This is a genomic window from Candidatus Pantoea deserta (assembly GCF_003813865.1).
GTDB classification, from domain to species: Bacteria; Pseudomonadota; Gammaproteobacteria; order Enterobacterales; family Enterobacteriaceae; genus Pantoea; species Pantoea deserta.
Map to the genome: position 1 here is coordinate 145,668 of NZ_RMVG01000004.1, position 13,145 is coordinate 158,812.

The 13,145-nt window shown below is 56.6% G+C and carries 10 protein-coding genes; 3 read left to right on the forward strand and 7 right to left on the reverse strand.

Translation table 11 applies throughout. The annotated features are described in order from the left end of the window. Window positions 1-159: 159 nt before the first annotated feature. Together guaA and guaB are read right to left on the reverse strand one after the other, a co-directional pair. Window positions 160-1,740: a glutamine-hydrolyzing GMP synthase gene (gene guaA, locus BBB56_RS08250; protein WP_123800476.1), complete on the reverse strand. Its 1,581-nt coding sequence runs from the start codon at window positions 1,738-1,740 to the stop codon at window positions 160-162. 72 nt (window positions 1,741-1,812) lie between these two features. After that, entirely contained in the window at window positions 1,813-3,279 is a 1,467-nt protein-coding gene (gene guaB, locus BBB56_RS08255; protein ID WP_123800477.1) for an IMP dehydrogenase, read from the reverse strand. A 170-nt stretch (window positions 3,280-3,449) separates the two neighbouring features. Here guaB and xseA point away from each other — a divergent pair, with 170 nt between their 5' ends. From xseA to BBB56_RS08270, 3 genes are read left to right on the forward strand one after another with little or no spacing between them, the layout of a single operon-like run. Continuing rightward, entirely contained in the window at window positions 3,450-4,823 is a 1,374-nt protein-coding gene (xseA, locus tag BBB56_RS08260) for an exodeoxyribonuclease VII large subunit (RefSeq protein WP_123800478.1), read from the forward strand. A 47-nt stretch (window positions 4,824-4,870) separates the two neighbouring features. Next, a complete protein-coding gene (locus tag BBB56_RS08265; protein ID WP_123800479.1) occupies window positions 4,871-5,884 on the forward strand; it encodes a M4 family metallopeptidase in 1,014 nt (337 codons plus the stop codon). Beyond that, window positions 5,881-6,225 (forward strand): protealysin inhibitor emfourin, encoded by a 345-nt coding sequence (locus tag BBB56_RS08270; protein ID WP_123800480.1) that lies wholly within the window; start codon window positions 5,881-5,883, stop codon window positions 6,223-6,225. Before BBB56_RS08265 ends, BBB56_RS08270 begins: the two co-directional genes overlap by 4 nt. Window positions 6,226-6,322: 97 nt before the next feature. Here BBB56_RS08270 and BBB56_RS08275 read toward each other — a convergent pair whose 3' ends face one another. The 5 genes from BBB56_RS08275 to BBB56_RS08295 form a co-directional block, all read right to left on the reverse strand. Next, window positions 6,323-6,481: a type I toxin-antitoxin system Hok family toxin gene (locus BBB56_RS08275; protein ID WP_123800481.1), complete on the reverse strand. Its 159-nt coding sequence runs from the start codon at window positions 6,479-6,481 to the stop codon at window positions 6,323-6,325. A gap of 321 nt (window positions 6,482-6,802) precedes the next feature. Beyond that, on the reverse strand, window positions 6,803-9,235 hold the full coding sequence (locus BBB56_RS08280) for a glucose/quinate/shikimate family membrane-bound PQQ-dependent dehydrogenase (RefSeq protein WP_123800482.1): 2,433 nt from the start codon (window positions 9,233-9,235) through the stop codon (window positions 6,803-6,805). A 406-nt stretch (window positions 9,236-9,641) separates the two neighbouring features. Then, window positions 9,642-11,132: a ribosome biogenesis GTPase Der gene (gene der, locus BBB56_RS08285; protein WP_123800483.1), complete on the reverse strand. Its 1,491-nt coding sequence runs from the start codon at window positions 11,130-11,132 to the stop codon at window positions 9,642-9,644. Window positions 11,133-11,296: 164 nt separating this feature from the next. After that, complete coding sequence (bamB, locus tag BBB56_RS08290; protein WP_123800484.1) at window positions 11,297-12,478, reverse strand: outer membrane protein assembly factor BamB; 1,182 nt, start codon at window positions 12,476-12,478, stop codon at window positions 11,297-11,299. A 19-nt stretch (window positions 12,479-12,497) separates the two neighbouring features. Further along, window positions 12,498-13,115, reverse strand: coding sequence for a YfgM family protein (locus tag BBB56_RS08295; protein WP_123800485.1), 618 nt, complete (start codon window positions 13,113-13,115; stop codon window positions 12,498-12,500). Window positions 13,116-13,145 lie beyond the last annotated feature (30 nt).

The window sequence follows — 13,145 nt, forward strand, 5'->3', positions numbered from 1 at the left end:
CAGAAAAAGAATACAAGACCGTTATTTAAAATATGTCAACCATCGACCAGTCAGGCTGCGGAAATAATAAAAAGGTTGCTGGAAAAATAAAAAAGCCCGCAATATTGCGGGCCTGAATAGTTTTATTCCGTCAGGCGCTGGCTGTTGCCTGACGCGGGATCATTCCCACTCAATCGTCGCCGGCGGCTTGCCGCTAATATCGTACACGACGCGGGAAATACCGTTGACCTCGTTAATGATTCGGTTAGATACGCGGCCAAGGAAATCATACGGCAGGTGCGCCCAGTGCGCCGTCATAAAGTCGATGGTTTCCACCGCACGTAGCGAGACTACCCAGTCATATTTACGACCGTCACCCATTACGCCCACTGAACGCACCGGCAGAAATACGGTGAACGCCTGGCTGACTTTATTGTAGAGATCGGCTTTACGCAACTCTTCAATGAAGATCGCATCCGCGCGACGCAGCAGATCGCAGTACTCTTTCTTCACTTCGCCCAGCACGCGCACGCCCAGACCCGGTCCAGGGAACGGATGGCGATAGAGCATATCGTACGGCAAACCCAGCTCCAGACCGATCTTACGCACTTCGTCTTTAAACAGCTCTTTCAGCGGCTCGACCAGACCCAGCTTCATCTCTTTCGGCAGGCCGCCCACGTTATGGTGCGATTTAATGACGTGCGCTTTGCCTGTTGCAGAAGCGGCGGATTCGATGACGTCAGGATAAATGGTCCCCTGCGCCAGCCATTTCACGTCGGTAAGCTTAGAGGCCTCTTCATCGAAAACTTCAACAAAGACGCGACCAATGATTTTACGTTTGGCTTCCGGATCGTTTTCACCTGCCAGCGCATCGAGGAAACGGCCCTCAGCCGGAACGTGGACGATATTCAGACCGAAATGATCGCCGAACATATCCATCACCTGCTCCGCCTCGTTCAGGCGCAGCAGACCGTTGTCAACGAATACGCAGGTCAGACGCTCGCCGATGGCGCGATGCAGCAGCATGGCCGTTACGGACGAATCGACGCCGCCGGACAGGCCGAGGATCACCTTATCGTCGCCAACCTGCTCACGCAGACGCTCTACCGCATCTTCAATGATTTTCGCCGGCGTCCACAGGGCTTCGCACTCGCAAATATCGAGCACGAAACGCTCCAGCATACGCAGCCCCTGACGAGTGTGAGTCACTTCCGGGTGGAACTGCACGCCGTAGAAACGCTTCTCTTCGTTGGCCATAATGGCGAACGGACAGGTTTCCGTGCTGGCGACGGTAACAAAGTCAGACGGAATAGCGGTCACTTTATCGCCGTGGCTCATCCACACGTCGAGCAGCGGTTTGCCTGCGGCGCTGATAGCGTCTTCGATGTCGCGGATCAGCGCGCTCTGGGTTTTCACTTCGACCTGCGCATAGCCGAACTCGCGCTCGCTGGAGCCTTCAACTTTACCGCCCAGCTGCATGGCCATGGTCTGCATGCCGTAGCATACGCCCAGCACCGGCACGCCGGCGTTAAACACATATTCCGGCGCGCGCGGGCTGTTAAATTCAGTGGTGCTTTCCGGGCCGCCGGAAAGAATAATGCCGTTCGGGTTGAACTGGCGGATCTGCTCTTCGGTGACATCCCATGCCCAGAGTTCACAGTACACGCCCAGCTCGCGTACGCGGCGTGCAACCAGTTGCGTGTATTGAGAACCAAAATCGAGAATCAGAATGCGATGCTTATGAATATTTTCCGTCGTCATTGAGGCGTTTCCAGAACGGGTAACTAGATAATGAAAGCGCCCGGCTTAAGCCGGGCGATAAAACTAGCGGGATCAGGATCCCATACGATAGTTCGGTGATTCTTTGGTAATGGTCACATCGTGTACATGGCTTTCGTTGATGCCCGCGCCGCTGATGCGGACGAACTCCGCTTTGGTGCGCAGATCGTCGATAGTCGGACAACCGGTAAGACCCATGCAGGAGCGCAGGCCGCCCATTTGCTGATGAACGATCTCTTTCAGGCGGCCTTTATAGGCTACGCGGCCCTCAATTCCTTCCGGCACCAGTTTGTCAGCGGCGTTGTCTGTCTGGAAGTAACGGTCAGATGACCCTTTGGACATCGCGCCCAGCGAACCCATGCCGCGATAGGATTTAAATGCGCGCCCCTGATAGAGTTCGATTTCGCCAGGCGACTCTTCAGTACCGGCCAGCATAGAACCGACCATGACGGCTGCCGCGCCAGCAGCGATAGCTTTGGCGATGTCGCCAGAGAAACGGATACCGCCGTCGGCGATAACCGGAATGCCGGTGCCTTCCAGCGCCTCAACCGCGTCTGAAACCGCCGTAATCTGCGGCACGCCTACGCCGGTCACGATACGCGTGGTGCAGATTGAGCCAGGGCCGATACCGACTTTCACCGCGCTTACGCCCGCTTTCGCCAGCGCCAGCGCGCCGGCGCCAGTGGCCACGTTACCGCCGATAATATCCAGGTCCGGATATTTCGCGCGGGTTTCGCGAATGCGTTGCAGCACGCCCTCAGAATGACCGTGTGACGAATCGATCAGCAGTACGTCAACGCCTGCGGCGACCAGCGCGTCAACGCGCTCTTCGTTGCCTGCGCCCGCTCCTACTGCCGCGCCAACGCGCAGACGGCCCTGCGCATCTTTACAGGCGTTGGGTTTACGTTCGGCTTTCTGGAAATCTTTTACGGTGATCATGCCCAGCAGATGGAAGCTGTCATCCACCACCAGCGCTTTTTCAACGCGCTTTTCGTGCATTTTTTGCAGGACGACGTCGCGGGCTTCGCCCTCTTTCACCGTCACCAGGCGTGCTTTCGGCGTCATCACGGCGGTAACCGGCTGGGTCAGATCGGTCACGAAGCGCACGTCACGACCGGTAATAATGCCCACCAGCTCATTGCTTTCGTTCACCACCGGATAACCGGCGAAGCCATTACGTTCGGTCAGGGCTTTCACCTCTGCCAGCGTCGTGGTCGGCAGGACGGTTTGTGGTTCTGTTACCACGCCGCTTTCATGCTTCTTCACCTTGCGAACTTCTTCCGCCTGGCGCTCAATCGACATGTTTTTGTGAATAAAGCCCAGACCGCCTTCCTGCGCTAGCGCAATAGCCAGTCCCGCTTCGGTTACGGTATCCATAGCGGCAGAGAGCATGGGAATATTGAGACGAATATTTTTCGTCAGCTGAGTGCTGAGATCGGCCGTGTTCGGCAGAACGGTGGAGTGAGCAGGAACGAGCAGAACGTCGTCGAAAGTAAGGGCTTCTTTAGCGATTCTTAGCATGGCAATATCTCAACCTGGGGGTGAATGAGAACAGATAAAATATTGCCGCGGCATTATACAGGCCGTAATCGTTTGCCTCCAGCATTATTTTAGAAAAAGTCTTGATCCTCGCTATCAGCCATGTAGTATCGGTTAATTAACCTCCTGATTTACTATTTGATCTCCATCACATGTCGCTACCGCCAGTTACCAGTGTTTTTACCGTTAGCCGCCTGAACACCACGGTGCGTCAGCTGCTGGAAAATGAGATGGGCCAGGTGTGGCTGAGCGCGGAGATCTCCAATTTTTCCCAGCCCGCTTCCGGACACTGGTACTTCACCCTGAAAGACGACGGCGCGCAGGTGCGCTGCGCCATGTTCCGCAACAGCAATCGTCGCGTAACCTTTCGGCCTCAGCACGGTCAGCAAATTCTGGTACGCGCCACCATTACGCTGTATGAGCCGCGCGGCGACTATCAGCTGATTATCGAGAGCATGCATCCGGCGGGCGAAGGCGCGCTACAGCAGCAGTTTGAGCTGTTAAAGGCGAAGCTGGCAGGCGAAGGGCTGTTCGACCAGCAGCACAAGCAGCCGCTGCCTGAACCGGCGAAGCAGGTTGGCGTCATTACCTCAGCAACCGGCGCGGCGCTGCACGACGTGCTGCGCGTGCTGCACCGCCGCGATCCCTCGCTGCCCGTGATTATCTATCCCACTCCGGTTCAGGGCGCGGATGCGCCAGACGCTATCGTCCGCGCTATCGAGCTGGCGAATCAGCGTGCCGAATGCGATGTGCTGATTGTCGGACGCGGCGGCGGTTCGCTGGAAGATTTATGGAGCTTTAACGAAGAGCGCGTCGCACGCGCTATCTTTGCCAGCCGTATTCCGGTGGTCAGCGCCGTAGGCCATGAAACCGACGTCACCATCGCGGACTTTGTTGCCGACCTGCGCGCGCCTACCCCTTCCGCCGCTGCTGAAATAGTGAGCAGAAATCAGACTGAATTGCTGAGACAGTTACTTTCACAGCAACAACGGCTGGAAATGGCGATGGATTATTATCTGGCGCAGCAACAACGCCGCTTCACGCGCATTGAGCATCGCCTGCAGCAGCAGCATCCGCAGCTGCGCGTCGCGCGACAGCAGACGGCCCTGTTTCGACTCCAGCAGCGTCTAAGCGAAGCAATGGAGAGCCGGCTGCGTCAGACCACGCGCCAGCAGGATCGCCTGACGCAGCGTCTTGCCGCGCAACAGCCGCAGCCGCGGTTGTTCCAGGCGCAGCGCCAGCTGGAGCAGATACATTATCGCCTGCGGCAGGGCATGGAAAAACAGCTTAATCAGGATCGTCAGCGCTTTGCGGTGCTGGCGGGGCAGCTTGAAGCTGTCAGCCCGCTGGCCACCCTGGCGCGCGGCTTCAGCGTCACCACCGATATATCAGGACAGGTGGTGAAAAAAACCGACCAGCTGCACAGCGGCGATACCCTGCGTACACGCCTTGACGACGGCTGGGTGGAAAGCCAGGTAACCAGCATCCAGCCAGAAAAAAAGCGACGCCGTAAAACCGCTTCCTGAACAAAGACTATACTTTTTGACACATTACTTGTGCCAGGGAGTCCGGTATGATTTATAGCGTTATCCCCCCTTATATGCTGCGTAACATCGTGGCCAACGGTTCCAGTCATCAACAGGATTATGCGCGCCGCACGCTGGTGCACGTTCAACATCTGATGGCCGAGAACTGGCAGAAGCCGATCGCGCCGCAAACCGCGGCAGGCGGTCATGTTGACCGTGAAATTTATGATGCGAAAAACACCCAGAACCTGCCTGGAGAACTTCTGCGCAGCGAGGGCCAGCCAGACAACGGCGACATTGCCGCGAAAGAGGCGTGGGATTATCTCGGCGTCACCTACGATTTTTTCTGGCAAACCTACCAGCGCAACTCGCTCGACAATCAGGGGCTGAAACTGCTCGGTACCGTTCATTACGGCAAGGAATATCAGAATGCCTTCTGGAACGGACAGCAGATGGTATTTGGCGACGGCGATGGCGAAATTTTCAATCGCTTTACCATCGCCATTGATGTCGTGGCGCACGAACTGGCGCATGGCGTCACCGAGACGGAAGCCGGGCTAATCTACTTTGAGCAGTCAGGCGCGCTCAATGAGTCGCTTTCCGACGTATTTGGTTCGCTGGTCAAGCAGTATCAGCTGAAGCAGAGCGCCGACAGCGCTGACTGGATTATCGGCGAAGGTCTGCTGGCGAGCGGCATCAACGGGCGCGGCCTGCGATCGATGGCGGAACCCGGAACGGCTTATGACGATCCGATGCTGGGTAAAGATCCACAGCCTGCCCATATGGATCAGTATGTGAAGACGCGCGAAGATAACGGCGGCGTCCATCTCAATTCGGGCATACCCAACCGCGCTTTCTGTCTGGCGGCAAAAGCGCTGGGCGGCTATGCATGGGAGCTGGCGGGTCAGGCCTGGTATGACACCGTGTGCGACAAATCGCTGCCGCAGAATGCCGATTTCGTGACCTTTGCCCGCCTGACCATTCAACATGGCGAACGCCGCTTTAATCGCTCTGTGGCGCAATCTATTGAACAGGCGTGGAAGGAGGTTGGCGTGCTATGAGTTCCTTTCCTGAACTGACTGACGACGCGGTCATCGAGGTCGAACGTGAAGGCGGGCTGGCGTTTATTCCCGGCCTGCGCGGCGCGCGGCGCTTCGCGCTGGCTCAGCTCCCTCAGCCGCAAAAACAGCGCGTCTGTCAGGTTCTGGAGCAAGCGCTTCCCCTGGGCGAGCCTGAAGATAAAGCGCCGGAAATCGGACGCAGCGACCAACGCTATTTCCGCATTCAAATCAGCTACGCCACGCACCGCGAAGTCGGCACTATCGTCCTGCTCATTCCGGAGCAGGTCGCGCCGCCGGAGCTGGAAGCGCTGTGGCGCGATGGCGACCAGCCTGACAACTAAAAAAGGCCGCCGCGTGAGCAGCGGCCTTATGAAGGCGCTTCAGACCTGTCCAGTCAACAGCCGGTAAAGGCAGGGATTTCTCCCCGCCTTACGGTTGCTACTTACCAGATTCGTAAGCCATTGAAGCAGCCACCTCGCGCTGGTTATCCCGGTAGCGGATTTCGCACAGCGATTTCCGCGTAAGCCAGGTAAAGATTAAAAGTGTGAGACACACCAGTAATACGCAACAAACCAGCGTTATCTGTGGCAATTTCATGGTCACTCCTCCTTGCGCAGAGCGCGGTAAGAGGCTACCCTGCTGTTGTTCGGACAGTTGGGCAGCCTCGTGGGTTAATGAAAATTAGCTACGGGGCTTTCTTCTTTCTGCCTGACAACCAGCGATGTTTCCTCACCCAAGGCAGAAGCCTCAAGCGCCGGGGCGATTATACCCGTTGCTCTTCCCTACCCAATCCGCACGCTTTCGCTTAGCGGACGGCTTCTCAACCATTTTTGCAACTGCCGTCACCCTTACATTTTCTTGCGCGCAAAATAAAAAACCCCACGCCGAAGCGCGGGGTTTGTTAATAACGCTTAGCCGTTACGGCAGCGCATAGGCAATAACATAGTCGCCGCGATCTGGCGACTGACGCGCACCGCCTGCGGAGATCAGAATGTACTGTTTACCGTTTTTCGGCGAAACGTAGCTGATGGGTCCGCCCTGGCTGCCCACCGGCAGGCGTGCTTTCCACACCTCTTTACCCGTCGAGCTGTCGAAGGCGCGCAGATAGTAATCCTGCGTACCGGCGATAAACACCAGGCCGCCCTGCGTCGCCAGGGTTCCGCCCAGCGTCGGCATACCAATTGGCATCTGCGCATGCATTTTAATACCAAACGGACCGGTATCCTGTACCGTACCTACCGGTACCTGCCAGACGATTTTACGCGTCTTCATATCAATTGCAGACAACGTGCCGAACGGCGGAGCCTGACACGGGATACCCAGCGGCGACATAAAGCGGTTTTTGTTTACCGCGTAAGGCGTGCCTTTCAGGGGAACGGCGCCCATACCGGTATTGATGGCTTCGCCGCCGTTGCTGCCGCGCGCGATGTTTTTGGTATCGGCCGGGATCATCTGTACCCACAGGCCCAAACGCATATCGTTGACGAACATGTACTGGTTGTTGGGATCAAACGACATGCTGCCCCAGTTCATGCCGCCAAGCGAACCTGGGAAGCTGAGCGATTTGTCGGTATCCGGCACGGTGAACAGACCGTTATAGCGCATCGATTTAAAGGCGATACGGCATGCCAGCTGATCAAACGGCGTTGCGCCCCACATGTCTGACTCGGTCAGCGTCTGGTTGCCGATCTGCGGCATCTCGGTAGAGTGCGGCTGCGTTTTCGTGTACTGCTCGTTGGGAATATGGCCCTGCGGCATCGGCAGCTCTTCGACTTTCGTCAGAGGCTTGCCGGTTTCGCGATCCAGCACGAAGATCATACCGGTTTTGCCGCCGATAACCACGGCAGGCTTAGTGGTGCCATCCTTCATCGGGAAGTCAACCAGGCTCGGCTGCATCGGCAGGTCGAAGTCCCACAGATCGTTATGCACGGTCTGGTAAACCCACTTCTCTTTACCGGTGGTCGCATCAAGCGCCAGCACGGATGCGCCGTATTTATGATCCAGCGCGGTGCGATTGGCTCCCCACAGGTCCACAGAAGAGCTGCCCATCGGGATAAACACGGTGTTCATCGCCGGATCGTAGGACATCGGCGCCCAGGAGTTCGGGGTGCTGCGCTTGTAGTTCTCACCTGGCATCAGCACGGCGTTGGGATCGACGTTGCCTGGGTCAAACGCCCAGCGCTGCTGGCCGGTAATGACATCAAAACCGCGCAGTACGCCGCCTGGCATATCGGTCTGCACGTTGTCCGCAACGCGACCGCCGACCACCACAGTGGTGCCCGCCAGCGTCGGCGCTGACGTCAGCTGGTATTTCGGATCCTGCGCTTCGCCCAGACCCTCTTTGAGGTTCACCACGCCGTGATTACCGAAGTTCTCACAGAACTCGCCGTTATCGGCGTTGATGGCGATCAGACGCGCATCAATGGTGTTCATCAGAATACGACGCTGACAGGTATCGCCCGCGGCCAGGGTCGCGGCAGGGACCGGGGTAGAACCCGGCTTGCTCGGCTGAGTCAGCGGTTTGGTGGCGTCAAAGTAGGCCAGGCCACGGCAGCGCGGCCAGACTTCGGCCTGTGCGTTAATCTCGCGCTTCCAGATCTGCTTACCGCTGTCCGCTTCCACCGCAATCACGTTGTTGTGCGGCGTACAGAGATAAAGAGTATTGCCTATCTGCAACGGCGTTTGCTGATCTTCCGCGCCGTTGCCGGTCGGGCTGATCGGCGTATCGCCGGTATGGAAAGTCCAGGCGACCTGCAAATCTTTCACGTTGTCGCGCGTGATTTGATCGGCAGCGACAAAGCGGTCGCCGCCCGGCGTGCGGCCATAGTTGCTCCAGTCCTGCTGCGGCTTGCTTTTATCGACCGGGATAAGCGGCAGCTCTTTGCCGGTGAAGGCGACGGTAGGATGAGGCTGGAACATCTGCACCAGCGTACCGACCATGCCGACCGCGATAACGGCGGACAGCACGTAAGACACTTTCGCCAGAGACGATTTTCCTTCGCGCTTACGCAGCGCAGGCCAGGTTAAAAAGGCCAGCAGCATCAGGCCTGACGGCACCATCAGACGCGATACCAGCGGCCAGAATGACCAGCCCGCATCAGCCAGCGCCCAAATCAGCGTGCCGACAAAGACCAGAATAAACAGGACGACGGCAGAGGACTTACGACGGAAGAACTGAATTGCCGACAGCAGCGTCACAATACCGGCGATCAGGAAGTACCAGCTTCCGCCAAGCGATACCAGCTTGCCGCCGCCGATAGCAAAGAACAGGCCAATCGCCAGCAGCACCAGCCCCAGCAAAATAGACCAGATACCCAATCCTTTGCTGGATCGGGATGATGTTTCAGCCATAACACAAACTCTCCTGAAAAAATAAAGCGGATACCTCTTACCTTCCGGGAAAGGCGGCTGAGGCGCAGCGGCGTCTGACGGGCCGGAGATAGCTTTATTTTACTTGGTAATGATACGGACCTGTGTCCGGGTTGCAGGCATTGTGAACGAGGAGGCAATAAGCGTTTTTCGCCCTCGCGACAATACGGGCCAGGATTGTACCACCTGGTACATAATAAGGTGAACATCTATAACGTGAAGTAAACGTAGCAATAGCATTTTTGCTACAAACAAGCGGATAAGTGACTCAATTTATATGCTTCCTGCAAGAGGTGTAAAACTGCCAGAGGTTGTAAGAAAATGTGTAAGCAGACAGCCGTCTATCAATACCTTCGCAAAAGAAAAAGGGACCTTTCGGTCCCTTTTTTTATCGCTTATTCTTTTTCAGATGCGAAATCAAACGCTTACGCTTACGCTGCTGATTCGGCGTCAGCAGATTACGTTTGCCCGCAAAGGGGTTATCGCCCTCTTTGAACTGAATACGAATCGGCGTTCCCATCACGTTCAGCGAACGACGGAAGTAGTTCATCAGATAACGCTTGTAGGAGTCCGGCAGATCTTTCACCTGATTACCGTGGATCACCACGATAGGCGGATTGTAGCCACCGGCATGGGCGTATTTCAGCTTCACGCGACGGCCCCGCACCAGCGGCGGCTGATGGTCTTCCGCAGCCATGTTCATAATGCGCGTCAGCAAAGAGGTGTTAACACGTTTGGTCGAGCAGTCGTAGGCTTCCGTAACGGATTCGAACAGGTTGCCCACGCCGCTGCCGTGCAGCGCAGAGATAAAGTGCACCCGGGCAAAATCGATAAAGCCCAGACGGTAGTCCAGCGTCTCTTTAACCTGGTCCTTGATCTCCTGCGTCAGGCCATCCCATTTGTTAACCACAATCACCAGCGAACGGCCGCTGTTGAGGATAAAGCCAAGCAGCGACAGATCCTGATCTGAGATGCCTTCGCGCGCGTCAATTACCAGCATGACCACGTTAGCGTCTTCGATCGCCTGTAGCGTTTTAATCACCGAAAACTTTTCAACCGTATCGGTAATTTTGCCGCGCTTACGCACGCCCGCAGTATCAATCAGAATATATTCGCGGTCATCACGCTCCATCGGGATGTAAATGCTGTCACGGGTGGTGCCGGGCATGTCGTACACCACGACACGGTCTTCGCCAAGAATACGGTTTGTCAGCGTCGATTTGCCGACGTTAGGACGTCCGACAATCGCCAGCTTGATCGGCAGCCCGGTGGGATCGAAATCCTCTTCTTCCTCTTCCTCCAGCGTTTCGCCGTTCTCTTCCGCCGCTAGCGCCGCCCAGTAGGCTTCGTTTTCGTCTTCTTCGGTGACTTCACGCGGATCGATTTCATCCATCCACGGCAGCAGAGCGGTTTCCAGCAGGCTGGTTACGCCGCGGCCATGAGAGGCTGCAATGGCGTGGATTTCTCCCAGTCCCAGCGAGTAGAAATCGGCCACTGCCGAATCAGGATCGAGACCGTCCGTTTTGTTGGCGACCAGAAAAGTCGGTTTCTGGCGCGAACGGATATGGTTAGCGATCTGCTTGTCCGCAGGCATCAGGCCCGCGCGCGCATCCACCATAAACAGTACGACGTCGGCTTCTTCAATCGCCAGCAGCGACTGCTCAGCCATACGCGTTTCGACGCCCTCTTCAGTGCCATCGATACCGCCGGTATCAATAACAATAAATTCGCGCCCTTCTACTTCGGCGCGACCATATTTGCGATCGCGAGTCAGTCCAGGAAAATCCGCTACCAGCGCATCACGAGTGCGCGTCAAACGGTTAAACAGCGTGGATTTCCCCACATTGGGACGCCCAACCAGCGCGACCACAGGAATCATAACAGTGCCTCAATAAAAAAATTAATCGCCCGAATGGCGTGATTATAACGGTTTTAACCGCCAGGTTCAGGCTGAAGGCGCTAAGAATATCATGCCTGACTAAAAACGAAACGGCCCCTGACGCGTCAGGAGCCGTTATTCGGAAGGCGAATCCCGGTGACCGGTTAACGCGTAATCGCGTAAACCTCGCCGCCTTTGGCCTGAATAATCAGCTTGTCGCTGGCTACGACGGGTTCAGTCTGGAAGCCATCACTGTCCAGCTTCTGCTGAGCAACAAAACGGCCATCCGTGGTGTTGAGCCAGTGCAGATACCCTTCGCTGTCGCCCACAACCAGATAGCCGTTGAACAGCACCGGCGCCGTCAGATTGCGATGCAGCAGATCGCTCTGACGCCAGATAGCGACGCCGCCGTCTGCGTTCAGAGCGATCACGCGGTCGTCCTGATCCACCAGATAGATACGGCCCGCATCGACAATCAGATCTTTCACGCCGCCGATTTCGCGTTTCCACAGGATCTGACCAGAGCGCAGATCGAGCGCAGTCAGATTGCCGTTGTAAGCCAGAGCGTAGACTACCCCGTTAACAATGACCGGCGTGGTATCGACATCGTTAAGACGATCGATTTCAGTCGCGCCGCTTGGCTGGGAAATACGCTGCTGCCAGATAAGCTGGCCCTGATTCATAATCACCGCGCTGACGCGACCATTATCGCCGCCGACGATCGCGCCGCCGAAGGCCACCGCAGGCGCGGACTCGCCGCGCAGCGACAGCGCAGGCATATCAAGGTTAACGCTCCACTTCACCGCGCCGCTGCTCTGATCCAGCCCCTGCAACATGCCGTTGCTGGTGTGCACCAGCACCAGACCGTCGCTGATAACCGGTCGCGACAGGGCCTCACCCGCTACCTGCGTCTGCCAGGCGATGCTGCCATCGCTGCTGTTCAACGCAAAGAGCTGGCCGCGTTCGCTGCCGATATAAATATGATCGCCTGCGGCGGTTATGCCGCCGGAAAGCAACGCGGAGATGTTTTTCGAAAAGAAGCCGGTTTTCTCAGCGAGATCGACCTTCCATTTCTCTTTGCCGCTGGACGCATCCAGCGCTTTCACCACGCCAAAACGATCCGCCGCGAATACGGTATTGTCCTGCCATGCCGGATGCAGGTTAGAGTAAAAGTCGCCGATGCCATCGCCGACCGAGGTGCTCCACGCTTCCTGCGGCGTAAACTGATTTTCCACCTTCGGCAGCGGGGCCATTTTCACTACATCTTCTTCGCCGCTGAACAGCGAGCAACCGCTGAGCAGAGTGACTGAAATCAGCCCCGGCAGCAGGTATTTACGTAATTCCATGCGCTCTCTCTTGACTGGCTTAGCTTAAGTTATTCATCTTCATCTGCATCATTTGCTTCAGCGCCGGAGAGGCGTTTGAATCAACGCCCTTGCTCCACGCCTCGCGAGCGCCCTGCTTATCGCCTTTGCTTAGCAGCGCTTCGCCCCGAATATCCGCGACAATGGCTGTCCAGCCATCGCCCTTAACAGCGTCAAGGGTTTTAAGCGCGGCATCCGCCTGATTCTGTTGCAGTTGAATGCGTGCCAGGCGCAGGTTAATAACCGCCTGCAAATTGGCATCTTTGGTATTTTTCAGGCTATTTTCCAGCAGGGAAGAGGCCTTATCCAGCTGGTTAGCATCCACATACTGTTTCGCCACGTCCATCGCCGCCAGCGCGCCGTAGGTGTTGCTGTTCTCATTAGCGAATTTAGCCACCGCGTCCAGCGTTGCGGGCTGATCGGCTTTCATAGCGCTGGTCAGCTGCTGGTACTGCGCTGAAACCGCTTTTGATGCGCTGTCTTCATGGCTGGCCCAGTAACGCCAGCCGCCCAGCGCGGCAATGCCGATGATCACGCCGACCGCCAGCGCCTTGCCATTGTTGGCAAAAAAGCGACGTAACGCGTCAACCTGCTCGTTTTCATTGCTATAGACTTCCACGCGATCCCTCTCCTTTCTCTGGTTGGCGCC